We start from the raw sequence: 24,070 nt of genomic DNA on the forward strand, positions 1-24,070 counted from the left end.
TAGTACTAACAAGAATAGGTCTTCATGGCCTTTTTGGTCTAGTCGTCAGGGTGTTGCACTTGAATTGTAAACTGGGGAGCTGAAATTTTTCAACTTTCTCTGGATAATACAATCTCAACTCAGTTATCCTCATTGGGACTTGATGTGGGCTTTACTCGGTATGTAGACGATTATCGTTTCTTTGGGAAGACAATCACTGATCTTGAATTGGTCAGGAATATGCTCGTAAAAGTTTTTCGCAGTCACGAATTATCATTCAACGAAGCAAAAATCAAGCTGTTCAAAGGATTTGAAGTCCAAAAGCAAGCTCATTTTGAAAATTACCCAGCATTACGCCCAATAATTAAGGGTAATTGGCGTACCTCATTTAGTTTCGATAAATATCAGATTATTCATGAAAATTTATCGTTGATGATAGATAATGCTGACATTCCAACGCTTAAGGCAGCCTTAACCGGCTTTAAAAATAAGATTGTAAGAGGAAAAATTCAATTCAAGAATGACCAGATTGTGCTTTCATTTTTGGAATTTCTAATTAAGGTCGCTTATGTTCTTCCTCTTGTTTGCATGCAAACCTATAAGTTGATAGCAGAAATCGTAAATACAATTGCTCCCGCAATCCGTCATAGATGCTGGAAGAGACTATACGCTGAGTTCGAATATATTAGAGAAAATTATTCAGACACGGATTTAGAGATTTGGTACTTCTACGTTCTATCTGAGGCTGGCACGTCTAGAGAAACGTCGACTGTAGTCTCGAAATACCTAAAGAAAAATGACAATTTAAGTCCAATACTATTGACTGTGTTAATTAAACCAAGGAGTAAGGCTGGAAATACCAGGATTGAGTCTATTCTTTCTTCGCAAGTTGATGACTGGCAGACCGCCTCACAATCAAAATGGTGGCTGCCCTTAAGCAAACTCTGGATTGATTCGTCAGGATTAATAAGAGATAGAGAGATTAGAAAACTTTTCCTGTCCATCAACAAATCAAACCACATTCAGTGGAATAAGCTTGGCATAATAGAATTCTTACGTCAGCAAACCACCGAGACGCAACAGAATCCCACCAGAAAAGACTAATCGTAACACACATTTTACTAGGAGATAGTTATGTACGTGACTTTTGATAATCAATTCTTACAAAATATTTCAAAAATTTTAGCCCAGGAAACAACTACCAATGGAATTAGCTCAATGTTTCATGACCTAAATTTGAAGGACTTTGATGAGCAAAGATTGGATGAATTTCCGCAAATGTCTCACACAACTAAGTGGAAACGAATTTATGAGACATTCCGCTATGAAATTCAAAATCATCATGGTTCGCCCGAACCGGTATTTGGGGTAATTGAGTATCTGCTAAAACCTGTGAATTATATTTCTACACCAAATCAATGGTCCTCAATTCGTAAATCTATCAATTCAGTCTTGATTTTCACTGGCTTTGCACTTGGTGATGATGGTTTGGTGACAAAAATCAAAGCTGCAACGACCATGTCTGAGGCACTAAACCGACTTCAAACGTTTCGTGAACAATTAGGTCCCTTGCATTTGGATTCTCACGTGACGAAGTATTGTACTAAAGAGCTTCTACATGAAGATTATTTTCATGCAATCTTTGAGGCTAGCAAAGGTGTCCTAGATCGTCTACGGCGACTTTCGGGATCTTCATTAGATGGAACGCAATTGATAAATAACTTGTTTAATTTAAGAGCACCAATTCTCTTCATACGCGGAAATCGACTTTCGACACAGGATGAAAAAGACATGTATTTCGCAGCATCTTCAATTTTCAAAACCATCGTTTATATGTATAGGAACCCTAAAGCCCATAAGGTAAAGATATATGATGAAACCAGCTTAGATGATGCGGTAGTCGCCTTTGTGATCATGTCTAAAGCTCATCAGATTATTGATACCCTGATGACTGCCAGGGGCTGGGACGAATAATGAATATGAATTTTGTCACATTTTGGAAACAGCATGTTATGTCGAAGCGTGTTCCAAAACCAGGTATTAACAAGACACGGTACTTCCCTGTATGAGCAGTCATTTTAAAATTATAGTTATGGTAAAAATAAATATGGTAAGGTTTAAGACTGTAGAAGCCCAACATCATTAGAAAACCACCCATATGAATGGGTAAAAATGTGGGCGAAACCTACTTGCTTTTGTCATTAATTGCCAACATGTTGCCGAGTTCTTCTAATCCCAAAATTTAGCTGGACGAATCATTGAATTTCCAATGGCACAAGAAAAGCCCGAGATATCGGGCTTTTTTTAATCCTATTCGCCATTAAGTACTTAATCTCAGATCAGGCTTTTCACCACTTTAAAGTATTCTCTCGTCAACCGTTGGATTGTACGGACCCGTGAACCTTGATCAGGAAATCTGAATTGAAAAAACTGTAGACAGACTTGAGTTAATTCAAGCGCTTAGGTAAGTAATCAATAATGTTAAGCCGATTTGGTCCTCTCCCGTTAGCGACGTCCGCAAGACTTTCACTTAAGCAAATTCGGCGAGCCTCGGCGAAAGAAATTCGCGATGAGTCGAGACGACTGTGCCTTTAAAGGCACACGACAAATACAATAATATGCGTAATGGCAGTCAGATAGCTGCGTCAGGACAGCAATCGTAGAATTTTTCAAAATATGAAGACGTATCAGGAGGAGTCTAATCGCCAAGATCCCCAACCAGTGCTTATTTACATTTTGCGAAACGCGAAAGAATACTTGTTCCGAATGCTATTAGCGCACTCACCGCGTATATTTTCAAATCTTTCATATGCCTCTGAGCGATAACTCGGATTCTTTCACAGTTTTGCATGCCCTTTGCCGATTGTTGTCGTCAAAGCGAAGAACGTGCACCGGATTTCCCACTTCACTTTCGGCGAGCCAGAGCGAATTGGCTTTGAGAGCTGCGTGATTCAGTTTCCCAGATTTCCAGAAACAGCGTGTCTTTTTCTTCTGACGCCGACCTGATCAGTCATCATTCGATGCAATCGAAGACGAAGGTCGTTGGAGCTGAAGAGTCAGCTTCAACCTGCGAAGGCCAGATTGGCGGGAACACTCTCCTTTGTCACGCAATCACAGGCGCGCACGCAACTTATATATGCTCAGTAGGTATATCAGACCCGCGAAAGAAGTATTTGACGCATATCAAGCCAGCCACTAAACTGACGAGGTAATCAAGCATGCTTTCACTGGTCACTGAAAGGACAAACAAAACCATGACAACCAACGAACAATCCGTAAAGCACGGCATCTTCCCCATGGGCGCCACGAACGACGCCTACGCCAAGTATTTTGTCGGCCAAAGCTACCTCAACACCCTGATCAGCGACCCGGCCATCAACGTTGGCGTGGGCAACGTCACCTTTGAGCCAGGCTGCCGTAACAACTGGCACATTCACCACGACGGCTTCCAGATGCTGCTGGTCACCGGCGGCGAGGGCTGGTACCAAGAAGAGGGCCAGCCGGCGCGCAAACTGCACCCCGGGGATGTCGTGGTCACCCACGACGGCGTCAAGCACTGGCACGGCGCGACGAAGGACAGCTGGTTCTCACACATCGCCATCACGGCCGGCACGCCGGAATGACTCGAGCCCGTCTCCGATGAACAGTACAGCGCACTCACCGACTAGGAGGAATTTTTCATGATCAAAGATAAAGTTGTTGTGATTACTGGCGCATCAAGTGGCATCGGTGCCGCCACCGCAAAACTGCTGGCAGCAAAAGGCGCCAAGGTCGTGCTGGGCGCCCGGCGCGAAGCCAAACTGGCACAGTTGACCAAAGCCATCCAAGCCGCTGGGGGCCAAGCCGTTTATCGCGTCACCGACGTCACCAAACCGGCAGATAACGCCGCGCTCGTGAAAATGGCCCAGGATACTTTTGGCCGCTTCGATGTCATGTTTCTGAACGCCGGGCTGATGCCGAGCTCCCCTCTATCTGCACTGAAGGTCGACGAGTGGAATCAGATGGTCGATGTCAACTTGAAAGGCGTGCTCAACGGTATTGCTGCCGCTCTGCCGACATTCAAGGCGCAGCAAGCCGGTCATCTTATCACGACCAGCTCCGTCGCCGGGCTCAAGGCTTACCCCAACGGCGCGGTGTATGGTGCGACTAAGTGGGCGGTGCGCGACCTGATGGAAGTGCTGCGCATGGAATCCGCCCAGGAAGGCAGCCACATTCGCACCGCTACGATTTATCCAGCCGCCATTAAGACGGAGCTGCTCGCCACGATCACCGACCCTGGTGCCGCCGAGGCAATGCAGCAGACCTATGACACATATGAAATCAGTGCCGAACGGATCGCGGACGTCGTCGCCTTTGCCATCGACATGCCGGAAGACACGAACGTGAGTGAATTCACCGTCGGCCCGACCACCCAGCCGTGGTAGGCCGCTCACCTAGAAAGGAAGATTAAAATGGCTAAAAAACAAACCGCTGGCCGCGACAACTTGGGCGACTTCGCCCCGCAGTTCGCCGCGCTGAATGATGACGTCCTGTTCGGTCAGGTCTGGGCTAAGGAAGACGAGCTGTCTGCCCGCGACCGCAGCCTGATCACTTGCGCCGCCTTGATGGCGCAAGGCCTTTTCCCACAGCTGAAGTCGCACATAGCCATCGCCAAGGAAAACGGCGTGACCAAGACCGAAATGGTCGCTCTGATCACGCACCTGTCCTTTTACGCCGGCTGGCCCAAAGCGTGGTCCGCGTTTCCGCTGGCTGAGGATATCTATGGCAAAAGCGACACGGAGGACTAACCGTTGAACAATGTGCTGATTTTGGGGGCTCACGGCCGAATCGCCAGACTGGTGCGCCGACGCCTGCTGCAAGAAACCGACGCCCACCTCACCTTGTACCTGCGCCGGGCCAAGCGTCTGGGGCAGGTTGACCCGACTCGCGAAACCGTGGTGGAGGCCGACGTGACCGACTACCAGGCGCTGTACCAAGCCATGGCCAGCCAGGACATCGTCTACGCGAACCTCAGCGGGGAGTTTGAACCGATGGCGAAAAATATCGTCAAGGCGATGACCAACGCCGGGGTTGACCGCCTAATTTACGTCACCGGCCTTGGCCTGTACCACGAGGTGCCTGGTGCGTTCGGCCGCTGGGTCGAAGAAGACGTCGGCGCGGCGGTAATGGATGACACCCGCCGTGCCGCCCAACTTATCGAGGACAGCAACTTAGACTACACCCTGATCCGCGCCGCCTACCTGACAGACGATGATGAGATCGATTACGAGCTCACTGTCAAAGGATCGCCTTTTAAAGGCACCATCGTCTCGCGCAAAAGTGTCGCCGACCTGATCGTCAACACGATTGTGGATCCCCGCCTGCATCGGTATAGTAGTCTAGGAATCGATAAGTCCGGCACGGATGGCGACCGGCCTTATTAACTGACTGGAGGCGTGCGTGATGGAATTAAGACTGCTGGAATACTTTTTGGCGATTGACGGTGCGGGCTCGATCTCGCGGGCGGCAGAGCGGCTGCACATCACGCAGCCCACGCTGTCTCGCCAGCTCAAGCAGCTGGAAAATGAGCTGGGTGCCCCGCTGTTCACCCGCACCAAACACGGCCTCACGCTGACCCAAGCCGGCCTTTACCTCAAAACCCGCGCTCAGGAAATTTTGACGTTGACGCAGCAAACTGAGCAGACGTTTATCGACCAGCGCCGCCAGTTATTCAGCGGCAACCTCAACATCGGTGCGGTCGAGGCCGACAGCAGTCACACCCTGGCCAATGAGCTTGCGGCGTTCACCGCTGAATACCCGGCCGTCACCTTCGAGCTGTTTACCGGGACCTCCGACGACCTGTTCGACCGGCTCGACAAGGGCTTGATCGACCTGGCCTTGCTGCTGGAGCCGGTGAATGCCGACAAGTACGACCACCTGACGCTGGCGCACACGGAGCGCTGGGGCCTGGTCGTCAGCGTCGACGCCCCTATCGCAACCAAGCCCGTGATTGAGCCCGCCGACTTGCCAGCGGTGCCACTCATCATCTCCAGTCGCGACGCGGTGCAGCAACTCCTGGCTTCCTGGTCTGAGATTGAGCTGGCCGACCTGAAAATTGTCGGGCACTTCAACCTGATTTTTAACGTCATTCCCCTGGTGCAAGCGCAAGTCGGCGCGGCGCTGACGATTGAAGGCGTCATCGACCCGCAAAACCATGCCGGGGTCCGGTTCATCCCGTTCTCGCCGCGCGTGCAGACCCACACGGTCTTGGCCTGGCGCAAGCACCGGCTCCAGACGCCGATCACTACGGCGTTTATTGACCGGTTCAAACACTTCACCAAATAGTCGAAGGTGCCCTGATCATGATTTTGATCAAGGCACCTTTTAGTGTTCGACTGGACCGCTTCGAGGTCGAATTAGCCGCGAATATAAATGGAATACTATATGTCATGACACGGTTAAAAAGGTTCATCTCAATTAAATTGACAGCGATTTCATGCCGTGCTACTCTATCCTTGGATGACGAGTGGGTAGGGAAGGAACAACCCCATCAGCACTACTCGCCGACTACCGGGCAATCCGACCTCAGTGTGAGGTTGACCCGGCGTGCTGAGCCGCCAGCTGGTTGGCTATGAAGACCACGTTAATCGCGTGGGGTCCTTTCAGGACGCATGGCAGGATGCTGCTATCACTTTCCTAACTTAATAAAGAGACTCGAAGCGGCAACGCGACGGGGATAGCAGGCAGGGGCAACTCTGCAATAAAAGCCACCCGGGTCAAAGCCGGTGGCGCGGGACACCATTTCACAAGAGATGGTGTCCTTTGCGTGGTTCCGCATGCAGATGAAGCACCCTGCCCCCTTTTTTGGTAACTTCAAGAAAAATGGTCGGGCGTTTTTTGCTATCTGCTCAGTGGAACCAAGCTACATCATCTGCCATACCAACTTGGCGAAATCATAAGTGCAAACATGCCGATTTTCGCTAACGCATTAATAGCCGCCGCACCATAGGATTCATTGACCTGCTGCGGCAACGATTTCATCCGTGTTTTAACCTGTTCGAATTCTCACACTGCCTTATCTCTTGCCAGCAATCAGGCCGCGGCCGATCGGCTTATTTGTCTTCTCTTCTATTTTCATTCGCCAGCCACGCAGGAATTAGTCTTTCATAGTCACTGAGCAATTGCTCTTGCTCAACAAACTTTCCAGTCACCACCACGCTATCCATCTCGGCCTCGAATTGCGGTGAAGTGACCTTCAGCCGCCGCGAACGCGCGGTATCGGACTTGGCCAAGGTGGAAGTTAACCAGCCGATCACGCGCTCGGGATTTTGAATCGCCAAAACCTTTTTCTCCTGAGCCGCAGGCAGCAAACTGGCAAAATGTTCAGCCATTTGTATGCCCTTGCTATCCAAATCGCCGAGGTAGGTATACTCGACACCGCGTTCAGCCAACCGCTGGATCAACTTCACATAGGTCGCATTGAAATCATTGCCGCCTTGCAAAACCAGCGGCCAGGTCGGATGCAGGCGGTGAAGCAGGATGAAGACACCATTGTTCTCTAACACCACGGCACGTTTGGCCAGCAACGGCAACTCACCGGCCGCACCGGCTTGCCATGGGTTGAACGACAACGGCTGCGGCAGATCTGACTCGAACAACCCTGCACTGGTGAAAGCCAATCCAATTAATCTGGCGCTCAGCTCATTGATTGTCTGACCGGCGAAGTAATGCTGCATAACCCACCGGTAGTATGCCCACAGTGCGGGATTTTCTCGCTGATCATTCAAAGTATGAGCAGTCAAACCGACATCGACAGCCTGTTGCGCCCGCGGCGGCAGCGCAGTACCACTTTTCATTGCCGCAAACAACGGATCCAGCAAGCTGGCCTGTAGCGGGGCTTGATGGCCAGTGGCTTGGGCGTACGCGTTAAGATAATCAGGCATCCTGTTCCCCCCAATTGACGACTAACTGCACGTGATTGGGCCGGAAGACATGGTCGTGGCGTTGCGGCGCAGCAAACACTTCCCAGGCAATATTGGTTACCTTATCCGCCAGAATCTTCGTCTGTGCACCGGCCGGCATGGTCGCGATGAAGGTGAAACCAAAGCTGGCAATTGTCTGGGCGAAAGTCCGCGCAGTATCAGGATCCAACTTGTCAGCAAACTCATCGAACATCACCAAGTGCGGCGCATCCGGCTCGCTTGCCTGCCTCAGCAGCATCTTGGGCACTAACAGCAGCGGCAATAAGATTGCCTGAGCCTTTTCCGCACCAGAGCCGCCGGAAGAAACGAACCGGTTGTCGACCTCTTCGAAGTCAGCACTTTGCCGCCGCTTGATCCAGACTGAAAAGGCTGACCATTCGCGAATATCCAGCAATTCATGGGCCCGGGCCATGAACAGGTCATCGTCATCTGCGACTTCCGCGTCATTGGCTAACTGCGTCAACCGCCGAGTAATTTCCGCAGTCAGTTTTGGCCGGTCGCGGCGAGTGGTCGCGACCGCTTCATCGATCACGGTTTGACTGACGGTAGTCGGACGCAGGCGAATTCGCAGCTGAATATTCTGCGATGCGGCCATTCCTTCTGTCAGCATCTTGTTGTATTCATCCACCACCCGATACTGGGCGGCAATCAGGGACACTGCAGCTTGCTGATAGGTCACCTGGGCCAGCGAATTGCCGGATTGACGCGCGTCTAGTGCTTGGGTGACTGTTGCCAGGTCCTCGATTAATAACCTCTCAGCGCTGTTGATGTCGAATGCAACCCCAATCACCTCAAGCGGCTGATCCATCAATCGAATCGCGCGCTGGTTCATTTGACTGGCGATTGTTTCGTGTTGCCGTTCTTGGAAAAGGCTGTCCAGCGCGTTGTCATCATTGCCATCGCGGTCGCCGCGGTGAATGCCTTGACGAATCCGGTCGCTCAGGTCGCCATAACTGCGATTTCTGATTTCACTGCCATTGGCACTGACATAGGCCAAGAGCGCGTCGATCGAGCCCACTTCTTCCACTGGAAAATACGGCTTCAGCACGTTTAGCACTTGCTCGATGACGTTCCCGACTTGACCCTGCTGCTGCTTCGCCGCGTCCAAATTCTCGCGGGCAGTGGCTTCGCGCTGCTCTTGTTTAGCGTGCTGAGCACTGAGGTCGCGTTGGCTCTTCTGCATCGCCTGATAATGCTGTTTGGCAGCGGTCAGGCGATCAGCAATGGTCTCATCGATCTTCAGCGCTGACAGTGCAGCCTTTAACTCAGCAATGCGCTTAGTCACTTGCGCAGGATCGATCCCTGCTGCTATATCTGCTTGGGTCTTGGCAACGTCCTCTTCCGCGTTGCTGACTTGGTCAGCCAGACGGTCGCGCTTGCCGGTCAGTGTCTGGTAACTGGTCCATAATTTGCTATACTGGTCTGCCAGTGTGGCTGTTTCATCTAACAGCTGAGGCGCAGCCAACAGCTTGCTCAAGTCAGGATGGCGCTTCAATAATTCTGTTTCTCGAGTTTTAAGCGGCGTAAACTGATCATTCATTTCCGCCGCGCCGGCTTCATGAATCCGGGTATTATCGGCCTGTAAGGTTGACTTGGCCCGACTGACCAGCGGCCCTTGCAGGTCGCGGTCGATGGCTTCACCCATTTGGCCCTGCACCTTGCTGACAATGGCAACGTCTTTGGACAAGTTGGCTAACTGATCTTCTAAACTGCGATAGCGGGCCAGACCGCGCTTGATTGCCTCTAGGTAGTCCTGCAGCGCCTTAAGCGTCGCCGTCGGGTCGGTTTGCGCAATCACCCCACTCATTTCAGGCAGTTTAGCCGACAACGCATTGAGCTTGGCCTCACTAGGTTTGATCTCGCTGGTCATCAGCTCGGTCATTTTTTTATTCAAATCGTTCAACTGTGCTTGGAACTGTTTGAGTGTACTTTGTTCTTCTTCTAACCGCTGCAGCTGGCGCTGATACCCGGCTAATGCCCGTTGCTGCGAGTCAAGTTCGCTTTGATACTGGCTGCGCTGAGCCACTTGCTGCGCTTGGGCTAACTTGGCGGCGGTCAGCTCATTCACATTCACTTCCGCCTTTTCTAGAGCCGCGGCCAGCAAGTCCAGCTGTTGCACCAGCTTCTTGGCCGCAATGGCGGCTGCTTCGGCTTGGTCCTCCGCTTCACGCTGCTGTTGGCCAAGCGCGGTATACCTGGGCAATAACGTATCATTCAGATGATTCAAGTTGCGCAGGAAAATCTCCTTCTTCATCGTCTTGAGCCGTCTCTGACCAGCTTTGATGCGCGCCACCAGTCGATTGAGGCGATTCAGTTCGCGCTGGCTGTCAGCGGCGGCCTCCAGCGTCGCAGTGTCGACGCCGGCTTGAGCATTTTTCAGCGCCTCTAAGATCGGACTGAACTTGGCGTCCCCGCCGGTCAGGCTCGGTGACGCCAGCAATCGATAGACTGCCGCCAATTGACTCAGCGTGTGGCTGTCACTGAACCCATAGACTTGGCTCGCCACAAAATTGCGATACATGTCCGCTCGATCGAAGACCTGTAGTTCAGCACCAAGTGATGCATTTTGCATCTGAAACGCTTGCTTATCCAAAGAATGCCCATCTGCATCGGTGGTGATCAGCGGATCCGTCGCATCGGCAGCACTGATTACCACGAACCACCAAGTAGCACTTTTGTGGCCGTCGCTCTGGCGGTGAGCACCCAGCCCCAGGATGACCCGGCGGCGGGCGGAATGGAGGATCACGTATGAATAACCCGTCCGCACCGCCATGGCATTCTCGCCCCAACCCAGCAGCATGCTTTCAAAGGTGCGTTCATGCTGCTTACTGTTTTGCACCTTGGCGTCTGAATTAAGTTTCTTGAGATTGGTGGCGGAATTGAACGACGGCGTGGCGATCGTGCCATCGATCAGCATCGGCAGGAAGCAATTAGCCAGTGTCGTTTTGCCGACAGTGTTGCCGCCGACAAGGGTCAGGTTGCCGTACTCGGCAGCGTCCATATCCAGCTTCACGTATTGGTTAAAATTACGCAGATGATAACTGAGTGGAATTAGGCTCGTCTGTTCGTTCATTGCGCTTCCTCCTGTTTGACAATCACCCGGTCGACCAGTGCCGTGGGCAAAATGGTTTTGCCATGGCGATAAGCAAGCGCAAACTCAAACAATGCGTCTTTCACCATCGTGGGATTAAGAGTCTTAATATTCTCATAGTACTGCTTGCCGACTTGGCGGATGCGCTTACCCAACTCAGCTTCCGGCAGCCCGGCGCCGAGGCTGAGTGCGACGCCCAGCGCCGTGATGTACTGCTTCGATGTGCTGGGCAGGCGCTTGCGGTCCAACAACACTGCGTATGCATCCCCGCACTCAAGCACATAGCGGCCAGTCGCCCACCATAAGGCGGCGATTTCTTCTTTGTGCGTCTGCAATGCCGGCCACAGGTCCGGCGCCGTTGCCGGACTTATAAATGGTCGCGCCAATAGCGCCCTGTTGACTTGTTGGACTGCAGAAAGCGGCGCGGGCCGCTGGGCTTGTTTCAGCCAATTGACCAGTGCTTGGGTGATATTCGTGAAGTCGTGGCTGACGCTCCAGTAGGCGTCGACCACCACGTTGCGCTCGTTTTCCGGCACCGTCACTTTTTCTTTGGTCAATAAGCCGAAGCGGTCGACCAACAGCCCGTCAATAATCGACTCGATCGCCCGTTCGTCCAAATTGCTAACGACACTATGCACTTGGCGAATGATCGGGACGCGAGCCACCAAATGATCCGCATTAGCGCTTTGAACATTCGGCTCGTTGATCACTGCCTTCATCGTGGCTAGCAGCACACGGGTTTGGTCGACTGAAAGGGTCGCCTGTTCGCCGACCAGCCAAACCATATTCTCCAGAAAAACATAAGGGGCCCGCCCGACTAAGTCAGTCAGAAAGCTGCTGATGCGCTTGACAGTTTGCGGCCGGCGCATCGCCTGAATCATTTCCAGCTTTGCCTGCGCCATGCCGGCAGTTTCGGAGCTGGTAAAAATACTGCTGTCAAATAACTGGCTGATGATGTTCTGCTCAGTCTGATGTAAGTTGACCATTTTTCTCCTTAATCAAATTCAAAAGTAAAACCACTTGGCAGGTAAGCACTCAGAGTCTCCCCTTGGCAATGCAGCCAAAGCCCGCCCGTGGCCGGAAGGGCCTGGACGGCGTGCACCGACCTTCCGAAACAGCTAAAATTGGTGAAACGGCGGTAGCCGGTGGCGGCATATAGCTTAACCAGTTCGTCACGCGCAATCGTCGTGGTCAAGGTCAGATTGTGATCGACCCGCCCATGGGTCGGATCTTGCATCACCAGCCCTTGTAACTCTGCTAGTGCAGCTTTTTGGTCAGACACCGGCAGCAGCTCATCACTAACCTTGGGATTGTCGGCCTCAGTCACACTTTTCACGCGGCGCTCAGAGGCTGTACTGATTACAGGCCCCATCGTCGTTGCATTGAGCAGATCGTCTGGATCACTTTCCGGGTCGCGGTCAAACGGCAGATGCCGCGGTAATGCGCTAGGCAGCTGGACACGCTCGACATGGGCCAGCAAATGATCCAGGTCTTGATTCAATGCCTTGATGTCAATGGTCTGCTGCTGGGCGTGTTCGTATTCCTGACTCAGTAAAGTGATTGCACTGTTGATCGTTTGAAAAAGCAGAAATACGGAATCCAAGCTGCGATCCACCGCCTGCTGACTGCCAAAAAAGCTCATCTCCATCGCGTCTAGCTCCCGCTTGACATACGCCTGCGTGTTGATCGCGCGAGTGGTCAGTTTCAGCTGATTGTTCACCGCACGGTCGGTATCGAGGTCGTCTTCGCCTTGCTGCGAACGGGCGACTCTGGCGGCAAACTCGTCGTCCTCGGCCAAAGCTCGCACCGGATCGGCTTGCTCAAGCAAGGTCAAATAGGCCGGCACCGCTTTTTTCGTCAGCATCTCTTGCAGCTGTTTGGCGGCTTGACTACCATGGTCAAACGCCAAGTTGTTGGCCAACTCATCGACGTCTTCATCCAGCTTGTGCATCCCACGCATCACATCTCCATATGCGATCAACATATTGCGGAAGGCGTTGTACAGCCGAGTGTCAGTGGCAAGCAGCTGATCACCGGTCAAGCTGGCGAGCAGCGTGACAAACTCGCCGATTCGATTGGTGTTGGCGGTGATGGTATTCTCGGCTTCGATCACTTGCCGCATCACCCGCAGCATTTCACTGCCGCGCGCGGTGATACGAAAGATTTTGGTCGTGCGAATCAGCGGTTTGCCGCTGTCCGTATAGAGCCTGACCTTACGCTGCGCGCTCGCAATCAATCCGCCCTGCGTTTCCAGCACCTCCAGCACCCCTTTTAGCGCTGCTTTAGTGATTAGGCCCTCGCCTGCTGCAGTGTCCACATAATCCTCGTTATAGCGTTGGAACAGATAATCCAGCGTGTTCGGTTCATTGCTGCCGGTACCTTCACGATACAGGATGGTCAGCACATGCCAACCGGCTAGGGGATGGTCACGGCTGAGACCGAGCTGTGTCGCTAGCATCAGGTCCTTCAGCCGGGGATCCATTTGTATTGCGATATGCGCCGCCTCCTTACATTCACTAACATTATAAAGGAAATCCATTTCACTCACGAACCCTATGGAAAAAATTAGGCGAGTTTGATTCATTTCATTCCATTTTAGGTTCAGAGTGTCATATCTAAGCGCGTCACCTAATTTGCACAAGAAGGGAGGATGGAAATACGACTGCTCGGATACTTTTTTGCAATTTGCGGCGCCAGCTCAATCTCGCGGGTGCTAGAACGGATACGCATCAAGCAGCCGACGCTGTATCGCCAGCTCGAGCAATTCGAAACTGAACTGGGCGCCCCGCAATTTAACTCGAACCAATCACACTCATACCCTGACACAGATTGGGGTATATCCCAGTAACCGAGCGCAGAAAATTTTGACCATAAACCAGCTGCATGAGTGGACTTTTTCGACCAGCGCTAGCAGTTTTTCAGGTGCGTTCTGCTTGATGTGCCGCTAAGTATTTCTATCCGCAATTTTGGGTTGCAACTCAGTCCACCTTGTCCGAGATTGATTTGACCAACTGGAATATCGTTCACTTCAACCTGATTGTTAACTTCATTCAGTTTGTCCAATCATAAGAGACTACGCCACGGTATACTTCATCCCCCTTTCACCACACGTGCAGACCCCTATGGCCTTGCCTGGTGTAACCACCGTCTCCAGACCTCAATTAGCCTGGGGTTCACCAACCGATTCAAACCACTCAGCAAGAAACAAATGTCGCACTGATTATCGCTCTGATTGGTGCGGTCCAAGTAGCTTCTATAACCCTTTTAGAGCCATTTAGACACAAATATAAACAGAGTACTATATGTCATGACACAGTTAAAAAGCTTCATCTTAAATTGATTGACAGCGGTTTCATTGCGTGCGATACTGTCTTTGGATGATGGGAGGGCGAGGACGGTACCGCCTCGTCAGATTCACCCGGAAACTCCCTGGCGATCCGACCTGCACTTTGGGGCCGCCAGGCACGTTGAGCCTTCCGATCGGTTTGGCGATGAAGACCATGTGAAGAGCGTGGGGTCCTTACAGGACGCGTGAGGGATGCTGCTATCACTTTCCTAACTTAATAAAGCGACCGGCCCTGGTGACAGCGGTTGGGATAGCAGGCAGGGGCAACTCTGCAATAAAAAGCCACCGGGGTCAAAGCCGGTGGCGCGGGACACCATTTCGAGAGGGATGGTGCCCTTTGCGTGGGTTCAAAGGCTGACGAAGCGCCCGGCTCCCTTTCTTGGTAATTTCAAGAAAAGGCGCCGGGCGTTTTTGACATTCGACGAGCGTGGGTCGTGGTCACCCACTCGGCTCGCAAATTATTCGTCCAGTTTTTGGTCTCTGAGGCGTTCTGCTAGATGAAGCGCGTGCTGTTGATGATACTGGTCAAGCAGCTCGGTTGGCTCAGCTTCGTATGCCGGCCAGGACCCAATCAGCTCCATCGAGTCGATTTCCAACTCGCCTGGAATCATCACCGTGTTTAAAGCAGCCCTGAGCTTATTGATCATGTCCGGGACTGCTTTAAGAATAGCGTCAGGTGGCTGCAGAGTATCCAAATCGAGCCATTGTTGGTTCTGCTTGATCACCGGTGCAATAGCCTTTTTGATTTCACGCACCTTCTGGCGACGCAGCTGAACATCCCCATCGACCGTCTCTGACCAGTGCGGCGCTTTCGCAATGACGTGCACCAACACATACGGATCCAAAGTGATCGAATTATCGTAGACCTCGACGTCGCCTTCATACATGTCGATCGTGATTGGCACCAGTTCGATTTTCATGACATTCTCCTCCTGCTTGCTTTTGGGGCCATCATATCGGATTACCAACAACTATGGCAAGGTAATCAGCAGTCGCGTTTTCACCTGTGGATCCATGACCATTGCATGGGCCTTTGCGGCATCACTTAACGGCAACCGCTCGACCGTCAGCGGCGCAAAAGCGGCCGCGTGCTGAAGCAGCCATTGATTCGCCTGCGTCAGACTCGCCAAACTCGCCCGGCTGATGACAAACCCGCGCAATTGCTGAACGTTCATGTAGAATCTAGGCAGGTCAAAGCTAACCTTGGGTTCTTTGGTGGCCGCAATCAAAATGAGCTGGCCGCCCACTGCAAGCTGATCCAGGTTTAGCTGCAACGGGACGCGACCTGAAGTATCGATGATGGCATCCACTGGCCCGGCCAACTTTGTCTCCCAGCCTGGCGAGTAGTCGATGACCTCAGCGCCCAAGGCCGTCACAGTGGCAAAATCTCGCGGATTCACCGTGGCAATCACGTGCAGTCCGCAAATTTTCGCACACTGGATCAGCATCCGGCCAACGTGCCCCGCGCCACCTTCGACAAGCAATGTTTGGCCAGGCTGAAGCTTCAAGAGCTGCGTGACGATGATGACCGCGGTCGCACCAGGGTGAACTAGCGCCAGCCAGCTGCTCGGGTTTACATTGGGCATCCCAAACAGGCGCGTCTCAGGAATGGCGGCGAACTGTGCGGTAATCCCTTGCCGGCCGCCGTAGCCCATGCTATTGGTCCAGACCCGGTCGCCAACATGGAAAGCCTTGACCTGTGCCCCCACTGCCGCCACCGTGCCCCACACATCGCGGCCGATGATTTGCTGCGGTTGAAGCGGTGTTTTAAACGCCCCGGAACGCACATAAGCATCGACTCGGTCGACCGCCGCCTCGCAGATCCGCACCAGGACATCAGCCGGCCCGATCGAAGGCACCGGTAGCTGCCCCACTTCAATCTGGTCAGGATCACCCACTTGCGTAAAATAGGCAGCCTGCATCTTTTCGGTTTCTGCTCTCACTGATTGTCATCCTTTCGACATAAGCTACCAAGTCGCCCGCTTAGCCAACAGACTAGGCTACCGGTCTTGAGTTAAGCAGCCAGCAAATACTTCTTCGGCTTAGCCAATGTTCTTGCCTTAAGTTTACTGATAGGGAGAATGAAACGTAAGTGACAGTTTGCGTTGGGCCATCGAGTAAACGCTCAATTTGGACTGTTCAGACTCCCACAGGCAGCAACCAGTTCATCTGCGGTTAAGCACTATGCTAAACTGAATTCAACAATAGTGATTAACGTCAATCATGGAGGCAGCCATGGCCAGTCAAAACCAAATCACAAACTTTTTCGAAGTCAGCATGATTGCCGATGCGCTCGGGGTACCAGTCGAGTTCCGGCCGCGCGACAGCTATCAGCTCACCAGCATGACCGGCCATGGTACGTATGATCAGCCGACTGGCTCATGGTCCGACGACAGCTCGCTGACCCTGTGCTTGGCCGAAACGCTGACCGAAGGCGGCGGGCCAACCCAGCTGATGCAAAAGTTCACTGCCTATCTCGATGGCGACTACACGCCGCGCGGGATTCGTTTCGACATTGGCATCGGCACCAGTGAGGCCATTAGCCGCTTCAACACCGGGCGCGTGCCCGCAACTGAGGCGGGCAGCCGGTCGGTTAACGCAAACGGCAATGGCGCGTTGATGCGCATTGCGCCCCTCGCCTTCGCCCTGGATGGGCAAAGCTGGCCGGATCGTCAGCAACGCATCAGGGACTTTACCACAGTGACGCACGGCCACGAGAGGTCGATCATCGCCAGCTGTCTGTACGTTGAGACGCTGCGGCAGTTGCTGGCGGGCCAGATGCTCGCCGAAGCACTCAAGCAGGCCAGCCAGTTGGTGCACCAAAGTGACTTCCATGCCGAGGAACTCGCGTATTTTGACCGGGTCTTGAGCCCAGACTTTTTCGCCACACCGCGCGACCAGATTCGCTCAAGCGGCTACGTGATTGACTCGCTGGAAGCAGCCGTTTGGTGTGCGGCGAATGCGGCGTCTGTGCAGGACCTGATTCTGACCGCAGCCAACCTCGGCGAGGACACCGATACGATTGCCCAAATCGCCGCCTGCCTGTATGCGGCCGGCCACTTAGACGAGCAGGCGCCGGCGGAGTGGCGCAAGGCGTTGATTCAGACCAAGCAGAGCCGCCGTATCATTACCGACTTCGCCAAAAAATTTGGTGAAAAGTAGTCTCGGTACGCGACAATTCGCTTGTGGGTGCCCGCAGCACTGCCTTGAAAAGGCAGTGCTATTTTCAATGGCCGGCAGCAAAAAAGCCGTGTCTTCTCAGACACGACTTCTTCAAACTTAGTATTTAGCTTGAATCTGTTTGATCAGCTTGGCCATCGCCTGCTGCTGGTACTTAGCGGTGATCTGTTTGACTAGCTTCTGCTGATCCGACTTGCTCATTGTCGGGTCCTTTTGCATCGCTGCGGCGACCTGAGCCTGAATGGCTTGGCCCATCGCGGATTTTTGTGCGGCACTCGGGTGCTGCATGGCTTTCGCCCGCTTACCGAGGGCCTTAGCCTGCTTGGTGGTCAGGTTGTACCAACCCTTGGGCAGCGAGAACGTGTTGGTCTGGCTGACCAGCAAGTGATTGTTCTGGTTGGCAAACAAGGTGGCGTAAAAGCCTGACTTGTAGACCCACTCGGTGCGGCGGATTTTCATCTGCGCCACGTTGTCGCTGGTTGAAATGACCTTGTTGTGAATGTCGTAGTCCGCCTTGGTGTGCGTGGCCTTGCCTTTTTGGCTAGTCTTGTAGATGACCACGCTGTGCTTGCCGGCGGTGCCGATGTTCTGATGCAGCAGCAGTTTCAGCTGCGGACTCGGCGAAGCGCTGTAAATCACCTGCGTGGTTTCGGTGGTGACTTTTTTCATGCCCACGTGCTGGGCATCGTTGGTCTGGATCAGCGCGATCGAGCCCAAGAGAATAACCAGGAAAACTGCGCTGAGGCACGTGCGCAGCCAGGAATTCTTCATCAGCATGAAGCTGAGGAACAGCAAGGCGGTGCTAATGATCAATATCCATAGAATCATTTTGCCGCCTCCTTTTTTGCATTGGGCTTAAGGTCGACTTCAACCGAACCGGTCTTCTGGTTGAGGAAAAACGCCAAGAGCCAGCCGAGCGTTGAGAAGCCGATCGCGAACCAGAACGCCGCGTGGTAGCCGTTTAAGGTCGCATTGAAGAACGCGTGCTTGTAGGCCAGCGGGTCGGACGTGAGGAGTGACTTGGCCGGCTTGGACGCATTGGTGACGTCGCTGAGCACGGAGATCATGATGGCGGTCGCAATGAAGCTGGCAATCTGCCGCACCGTGTTGTTGACGGCGGTGCCGTGGGCGATCATGTTCTGCGGCAAGGCGTTCATGCCGTTGGTGGTCAGCGGCATCATCGTCATGGAGATCCCGAACATCCGGACCATGTACAGCATGGTGATGTAAATCGACGGCGTGTTGGCCGTGACGAACACGTACGGCACGGTGGCAATGGCCAGCAGGAATAGGCCGAGTTGCGCGAGGCGCTTGGCCCCGATCCGGTCAAAAATATTCCCAGTGACCGGACTCATCAGCGCCATCATGATGGCCCCAGGCAACAGGGTCAGCCCAGATTCCAGCGCCGTTTTGCCGTGAATGATCTGCAGGTACATCGGAATGACCATTTCGGCCCCGACCATCGCCATGTTGGCAATGGAACCCAAGATCGACGACAAGGTGAAAATTTTCGTCTTGAAGACCCGCAGTTCCAAGAACGGCTGGTCCAAGTGCAGCTGCCGGTGTGTGAACAACGCGATCACCAGCACGCCAACGACGATGGAGCCGTAAACGATTGGCGAGCCCCAGCCCTTGTCCCCGACTTCCGAGAAGCCGTAAAGCAAGGCACCAAAACCGATGGTCGACTCGATGAGCGAGAGCACGTCGAGCTTCGGGTTGCGGTCAGGCAGCACGTTCGCCATGAAGAAGAACGAGCTGATCAACACCAGCGCCGCAACAGGGATGATCATGCCAAACAGCATGCGCCAGCCGAACTGGTCGATCACCCACCCGGACAGCGTGGGCCCGATGGCCGGGGCGACCCCGATGGCGATGCCGGCGACGCCCATGGCGGCCCCGCGCTTTTCAGGCGGGAAAATCGTCAGCATGATGTTCTGCAGCAGCGGCATCGTGACGCCGACGCCGACCGCCTGGATCAAGCGCCCAGTCAGCAGGATGCCGAAGTTGCCGGCAACATAAGCGACGATTGTCCCAATCAGGAACGTACTCATCGCAAACAGGTACAGGATTTTGGTTGGCACCTTGTTCACCAGGAACGCGGTGACTGGGATCATGATCCCGTTGACCAGCATGAAGCCCGTCGTCAGCCACTGAACGGTCGAGGTGGAAATATTGAACGTATTCATCAAGGTCGGATACGCGGTTGAGAGAATGGTCTGATTCAACACAGTGGTGAAGGTCCCCACGAGCAGGGTGATGATCATCATCATCGCATGGATCGGTTTGCCATTCACATCTTTAGCATTTTTAAGACTGTCCATATGATGTTTTAGGCTCCCTATCTAATTTTTTGTTACCCGAATATAACATTGTGTTATAATCACAAGTGAAAATATTACGTCAGTTGTGTTTACATGTCAATGGTATAGGAGGAAAAACCTTGGATGAATTCAAACGTCAGGTCCAAGACCTTGACGTGTCAATGGGCATCGGCGAGACCAGCCGCGTTACTGGGGCCACGGCAACCCAGATCCGGTACTGGGAGAAAAAAGGCATCGTGCACCCAATCCGCCACGGCGAAGGGCAAAACAAGCGGTATAGCTACCGCGACATCGTGACGATCAGCTTCGTCAAATCGATGATCGACCAAGGCTACACGCTGGCCAAGGCGGAACAAGACGCCGCTACCCACTTCACTTTCGCCGAGGCCCTGCAGATGATCGTCAAAGAGCGCGTGCATCTCGTCGCCCAAACTGCGCATACCCTGACGCTAAACTTCGGGCCGCTGGACAATGATCCCGGCTACGACGTGGTGGCCGAAGTTGGCGATCAAGTGACCCTTAAGCGCGTCCCCCACCAAGCCAATTAATTAATGATCGATAGCAAAAAATTGCCGTCTTCTGCATCGTGCAGAAGACGGCATTTTAGCGTCTAACTGTAAATTAAAGAAGGACGACCACTTTGCCGAAGCTGTCCGGCTCATCCAGCGCCGCCTGGGCCTCACCGGTGTGGGCCAAATCAAAGGTCTTGCGCGGTTTAACGTCGATGTGGTGATTCTCGATCAGCCGCATCATGTTGGCAAAGCGCTCCGGGGTGATCTCAGCACCAGAACCGAACGAGGTCAAAGACGCCCCGGAGGGAATGACGAACGGGTCAAAGTCCGGCACCGTCCACTGATTGGCCAGACCGCCGACCAGGCAGCAGTACCCGCGCGGATTCAGGTGCGAGAGCGAATCCGTCAGCGATGCCGTCCCGACCAGTTCAATGATGGCGTCGAACTTGCCATCAGTTTGCACCTTACCGTCCTCATCGAGGACCGGCTCGTCGCACCCGATGGCTTTTAGCTCTGCAAATTTTTCTTCGTGGCGCGTGGACCCGGCGATTTTGATGGTGGAATCCATCGCCTTGGCCAACTTGATGGCCGCGCTGCCGACGCCGCTGGTCGCCCCGCGCACCAGCAAACTGTGGGCGCGGTCAAGGTGCGCATTGTGCAGCGCGCCGTACGCGGTGAAGTAGGTCTCGGGGATCGCGGCAAATTCGGCCCAGCTGAGACTGGTGGTCACCGGCAAAATGCTTTGATTCGGCATCAGCACGTATTCGGCATACCCGCCGTCAAACGCCCGGCCCATACCGCCCATCAGGCAGGCGACCGTTTGACCGACTGGCAGGTGAGCCGCGTCGGTGGTGTCCGCAATTTCACCGACGCACTCGATGCCCAAGATTCGCGGGAACTTGACAGTCGGTGACTCGCCATTGCGGGTGAAAATCTCCGACCGGTTGATGCCAAAGCCTTTGACTTTGACCAAACTCCAGCCCGGTTTGACCTGAGGAGTTGGCACCTCTTTAAGTTGCAGCGCTTCTGGCCCGCCTGCTTGTTCGATCACGATTGCTTTCATGCTGACTGCCTCCGTTCTCAATTGGTTTCACGCCTATAGTGTACCACCCGCGGTAAAGTACCAAGAAGGCAGCCTGCACCTCGCCCACTCCGGCTACTGCGAAGCCCCATCGCCGCGGCTGGCCTCGCATTGACGTGAATCAGCCGGCTTGGCGAAACACCCGCCACCGCGGCACCGTCAGCCCAAGCACCACGGCCGCGGCCAGCACCAGGACCGTCGCAATGCCCATTGCCAGGTGCATGCCGCTGATAAACCACGCTGGGTGGGCCGCCGGGAACGTGGTGATCCGCCGCCCGGCCAGGGTGCTCATGCGGGTAAACAGCGTCGTGGTTGCGGCGCTGGTGCCGGCGACCATCCCCAGGTTGCGCGCCAGTGCGTTGACACTGCCCGCGACGCCCAGCTGCGTGGAATCGGCGACCGACATCACGAGGTCCCCGATTGGCGACTGAAAGATCCCGCTACCAATCCCCAGCATCACCGTGATCACCACAAAGGCCCACAGTGAGCTGTGCAGGCCGAGCAGCAAGTAGCCGGCACTCCCGAGCGCAATCAGCAACACGCCGCTCAGAGCGACCGCAGCGGTGTTATAACGGTCGGCCATCACGCCGCCCAGCGGCGCAAAGAACACCATCATCAGCGGGTACAGTGTCAGCAACGCCCCGGCGGTGCCCGGCCCGAGCCCTAGCGCGTCCTCGAGGTAAAACGGCATCAGCACGGTCGTGAAGAACTGCGCCATGAAGACGAAGAACACCGAGAGCACTCCCATTGAAAACAGTCGGTTGTGGAAAATCGTCAGCGGCATCAGCGAGTTTTGGCTGCGGTGGTCCCACCACCAGAAAAATAGCAAGGCCGCCGCTGCAGTGATTAACAGGCCCAACACCGCCGGCGTGAGTCCCTGGGTCTGGAGCAGGTTCAACGACCAAAAGCCGGCCCCGATTGCCAGCGCCTGGGCAGCTGCACCCAGCCAGTCAAAGGCCGATTGCTGCGGCCGCCCGTTGCCCATCGCCCACAGCGCAAGCCCCAAGGCGACCAGGCCAAACGGCACGTTGATCCAGAAGAGCACTGGCCACTCTGCAACCGCCAGCACCATTCCGCCAACGGCCGGGCCGGCGACACTGCCGAGCGCGACAAAGGTGCCAACGAAACCCATTGCCTTGCCTCGCTCCCGCGCCGGGAAACTCGCCGTCACGATGCCGTAAGTATTGGCCAACGTCATGGCCGCCCCGGTCGCCTGCACGATCCGCCCCACCATGAGAAAGGCAAAGCCCAGGTCAATGCCCGCCATCACCGACCCTAAAATGAAGCCCGCCGTGCCCCACTTAAAGATGCGCGGCTTGCCGATCAGGTCGCCCAGCTTGCCGAATGGCAGCAGCAGTGCCGTCAGCACGATCAGGTAGACCGATGTCAACCACACCATTTGGCTGGCCGGCACGGCGAGGCTTTTGGCCATCACCGGCACTGCCACACTGACCACCGAGCCATCAAGATTGGTCATGAAGGCAAAAAAGCCCAGTGCCGTCAGCGCCCACCAGCGCTTACTTGCGGCGATTTCCATTTAAATTCCCCCTGACCTTTAACTCAGCTGGGCCCGCAGATTTGCCAATGTCAGCTCCCGGGTGCTCGGCACCACCAGCGCCGCCTCCTTCAAGATCCGCCGATCACCAATGCCGACCGATAAGGCCCCGGCCGCGTTAATTGCCTCGATCCCGGACGCCGCGTATGAGATGCCGATACAGTCCGCCGGCGCCGAGCCAATGCTGGCAGAGGCCTTTAAATATATTTCTGGATTCGGCCTTTCTTGAATGAACATATCTGGGCAAATCCGATTTGGAAAATACTGGGATAATTCAAGCCTGTCAAGTACCACCGGGACGTTTTTCGACGCGGAGGCTAAAGCCAGGAGAAACCCGTTTGTCTTCAATTCGGCCAAAAATGCCTTGATTCCCGGCAGGGTATCAGCCGGGGCAGGTTTGCCACCAACTTGAGAAATCGTTCATTCTGATGGTTGGCAAGGAATGCCTCAGCCACCGCATCAAACTGATCAGCTTCACCTGAGTAGTCCAAAATCATCCCGAGCGTATCAAAGCGGCTGCGGCCTTTCAATTGCACCTCGAGTTCATCATCCCAGGGCAGCTGAAGTGAGGTCGCGAGCTGGTGCCAAGCCTTCAGATCTAAGCTTGCCGTATCGAGAATCACCCCGTCCAGATCAATGAGAAAACCACGAATCTGCGCAAACTTCACCATGTGGATCCCCCCAATAATTGATGAGCTCATGGTAGCAGAATTTTTTCTCCCTGGCGCTTCAGACGACTCGTTGCCGCGTGAAAAAAACGTGTCCCATGTCAGATTGCAGGCGACTCGCCTAATACTTGTTTAGCTAATTGCTTGACTCTGGGCGACAGCAACGTGATCATCTTGGTCAACGTCGCGTCGTTAGTGTCGTTAGTTTAGCCATTATCGGCTGCGTAATGTCCCCAACGGAGCCGGCGTCCTTGGTCATAAACGCAAAACGGCCGGGTTGAAGACTCAGCGACAGATAGATCGAGTAGGAGGTAGCCGATTAATTCGGCTACCGACCTCTCACACCACCGTACGTACGGTTCCGTATACGGCGGTT

The 24,070-nt window shown here is 54.0% G+C and carries 22 protein-coding genes; 10 read left to right on the top strand and 12 right to left on the bottom strand.

The window, feature by feature from the left end:
- Positions 1–219 precede the first annotated feature (219 nt).
- The 7 genes from EKM86_RS10860 (at position 220) to EKM86_RS10890 (ending at position 6,303) form a co-directional block, all read left to right on the top strand.
- Positions 220–1,083, top strand: a complete 864-nt coding sequence (locus EKM86_RS10860) for a hypothetical protein (protein ID WP_164506255.1) — start codon at positions 220–222, stop codon at positions 1,081–1,083.
- Between the two features lie 30 nt (positions 1,084–1,113).
- On the top strand, positions 1,114–1,953 hold the full coding sequence (locus EKM86_RS10865; RefSeq protein ID WP_125757907.1) for a TIGR02391 family protein: 840 nt from the start codon (positions 1,114–1,116) through the stop codon (positions 1,951–1,953).
- A gap of 1,280 nt (positions 1,954–3,233) precedes the next feature.
- Positions 3,234–3,602, top strand: coding sequence for a cupin domain-containing protein (locus tag EKM86_RS10870; RefSeq protein WP_125757909.1), 369 nt, complete (start codon positions 3,234–3,236; stop codon positions 3,600–3,602).
- Between the two features lie 57 nt (positions 3,603–3,659).
- Positions 3,660–4,403 (top strand): SDR family oxidoreductase, encoded by a 744-nt coding sequence (locus tag EKM86_RS10875; RefSeq protein ID WP_125757911.1) that lies wholly within the window; start codon positions 3,660–3,662, stop codon positions 4,401–4,403.
- A 27-nt stretch (positions 4,404–4,430) separates the two neighbouring features.
- Positions 4,431–4,766, top strand: a complete 336-nt coding sequence (locus EKM86_RS10880) for a carboxymuconolactone decarboxylase family protein (RefSeq protein WP_125757913.1) — start codon at positions 4,431–4,433, stop codon at positions 4,764–4,766.
- Positions 4,767–4,769: 3 nt separating this feature from the next.
- Positions 4,770–5,402, top strand: coding sequence for an NAD(P)H-binding protein (locus EKM86_RS10885; RefSeq protein WP_125757915.1), 633 nt, complete (start codon positions 4,770–4,772; stop codon positions 5,400–5,402).
- A 19-nt stretch (positions 5,403–5,421) separates the two neighbouring features.
- A complete protein-coding gene (locus tag EKM86_RS10890) occupies positions 5,422–6,303 on the top strand; it encodes a LysR family transcriptional regulator (RefSeq protein ID WP_125757917.1) in 882 nt (293 codons plus the stop codon).
- A gap of 767 nt (positions 6,304–7,070) precedes the next feature.
- On the opposite strand, the gene EKM86_RS10895 is transcribed toward EKM86_RS10890, so the two are convergent.
- Genes EKM86_RS10895 through EKM86_RS10910 form a run of 4 tightly spaced genes read right to left on the bottom strand, consistent with a single transcriptional unit; the run spans position 7,071 to position 13,513 of the window.
- On the bottom strand, positions 7,071–7,901 hold the full coding sequence (locus EKM86_RS10895) for a DUF2399 domain-containing protein (RefSeq protein ID WP_125757919.1): 831 nt from the start codon (positions 7,899–7,901) through the stop codon (positions 7,071–7,073).
- Positions 7,894–11,013, bottom strand: coding sequence for an SbcC/MukB-like Walker B domain-containing protein (locus tag EKM86_RS12530; RefSeq protein WP_225419408.1), 3,120 nt, complete (start codon positions 11,011–11,013; stop codon positions 7,894–7,896). The genes EKM86_RS10895 and EKM86_RS12530 overlap by 8 nt, the downstream gene beginning before the upstream one ends.
- Positions 11,010–12,017 carry a hypothetical protein gene (locus EKM86_RS10905; RefSeq protein ID WP_125757921.1) on the bottom strand — a complete coding sequence of 336 codons (1,008 nt, stop codon included), beginning with the start codon at positions 12,015–12,017 and terminating at the stop codon, positions 11,010–11,012. The genes EKM86_RS12530 and EKM86_RS10905 overlap by 4 nt, the downstream gene beginning before the upstream one ends.
- Positions 12,018–12,025: 8 nt before the next feature.
- Complete coding sequence (locus EKM86_RS10910; protein WP_225419409.1) at positions 12,026–13,513, bottom strand: hypothetical protein; 1,488 nt, start codon at positions 13,511–13,513, stop codon at positions 12,026–12,028.
- Between the two features lie 168 nt (positions 13,514–13,681).
- Between EKM86_RS10910 and EKM86_RS12635 the strand changes: the two genes are divergently transcribed.
- Positions 13,682–13,879 (top strand): LysR family transcriptional regulator, encoded by a 198-nt coding sequence (locus EKM86_RS12635; protein WP_225419410.1) that lies wholly within the window; start codon positions 13,682–13,684, stop codon positions 13,877–13,879.
- Between the two features lie 956 nt (positions 13,880–14,835).
- On the opposite strand, the gene EKM86_RS10915 is transcribed toward EKM86_RS12635, so the two are convergent.
- Together EKM86_RS10915 and EKM86_RS10920 are read right to left on the bottom strand one after the other, a co-directional pair.
- Positions 14,836–15,297: a hypothetical protein gene (locus tag EKM86_RS10915; protein WP_125757925.1), complete on the bottom strand. Its 462-nt coding sequence runs from the start codon at positions 15,295–15,297 to the stop codon at positions 14,836–14,838.
- A 51-nt stretch (positions 15,298–15,348) separates the two neighbouring features.
- Positions 15,349–16,320, bottom strand: a complete 972-nt coding sequence (locus EKM86_RS10920) for an alcohol dehydrogenase catalytic domain-containing protein (RefSeq protein ID WP_125757927.1) — start codon at positions 16,318–16,320, stop codon at positions 15,349–15,351.
- A 292-nt stretch (positions 16,321–16,612) separates the two neighbouring features.
- Between EKM86_RS10920 and EKM86_RS10925 the strand changes: the two genes are divergently transcribed.
- On the top strand, positions 16,613–17,539 hold the full coding sequence (locus EKM86_RS10925; RefSeq protein ID WP_164506256.1) for an ADP-ribosylglycohydrolase family protein: 927 nt from the start codon (positions 16,613–16,615) through the stop codon (positions 17,537–17,539).
- A gap of 117 nt (positions 17,540–17,656) precedes the next feature.
- Here the strand turns inward: EKM86_RS10925 and EKM86_RS10930 are convergent, their stop codons facing one another.
- Positions 17,657–18,385, bottom strand: a complete 729-nt coding sequence (locus EKM86_RS10930) for a DUF4811 domain-containing protein (protein WP_125757931.1) — start codon at positions 18,383–18,385, stop codon at positions 17,657–17,659.
- Positions 18,382–19,878 (bottom strand): MDR family MFS transporter, encoded by a 1,497-nt coding sequence (locus EKM86_RS10935; protein ID WP_125757933.1) that lies wholly within the window; start codon positions 19,876–19,878, stop codon positions 18,382–18,384. The genes EKM86_RS10930 and EKM86_RS10935 overlap by 4 nt, the downstream gene beginning before the upstream one ends.
- A 119-nt stretch (positions 19,879–19,997) precedes the next feature.
- Between EKM86_RS10935 and EKM86_RS10940 the strand changes: the two genes are divergently transcribed.
- Positions 19,998–20,426, top strand: coding sequence for a MerR family transcriptional regulator (locus tag EKM86_RS10940; RefSeq protein ID WP_125757935.1), 429 nt, complete (start codon positions 19,998–20,000; stop codon positions 20,424–20,426).
- Positions 20,427–20,499: 73 nt separating this feature from the next.
- On the opposite strand, the gene EKM86_RS10945 is transcribed toward EKM86_RS10940, so the two are convergent.
- From EKM86_RS10945 to EKM86_RS10960, 4 genes are all read right to left on the bottom strand, one after another.
- A complete protein-coding gene (locus EKM86_RS10945; protein ID WP_125757937.1) occupies positions 20,500–21,453 on the bottom strand; it encodes an alcohol dehydrogenase catalytic domain-containing protein in 954 nt (317 codons plus the stop codon).
- A gap of 139 nt (positions 21,454–21,592) precedes the next feature.
- Positions 21,593–23,008, bottom strand: coding sequence for an MFS transporter (locus tag EKM86_RS10950; protein WP_125757939.1), 1,416 nt, complete (start codon positions 23,006–23,008; stop codon positions 21,593–21,595).
- A gap of 18 nt (positions 23,009–23,026) precedes the next feature.
- Complete coding sequence (locus tag EKM86_RS10955; RefSeq protein WP_318530649.1) at positions 23,027–23,383, bottom strand: HAD hydrolase-like protein; 357 nt, start codon at positions 23,381–23,383, stop codon at positions 23,027–23,029.
- Positions 23,371–23,697 carry a hypothetical protein gene (locus EKM86_RS10960; protein ID WP_125757944.1) on the bottom strand — a complete coding sequence of 109 codons (327 nt, stop codon included), beginning with the start codon at positions 23,695–23,697 and terminating at the stop codon, positions 23,371–23,373. Before EKM86_RS10960 ends, EKM86_RS10955 begins: the two co-directional genes overlap by 13 nt.
- Positions 23,698–24,070 lie beyond the last annotated feature (373 nt).

It is taken from the genome of Lacticaseibacillus hegangensis, assembly GCF_003946465.1.
GTDB lineage: Bacteria > Bacillota > Bacilli > Lactobacillales > Lactobacillaceae > Lacticaseibacillus > Lacticaseibacillus hegangensis.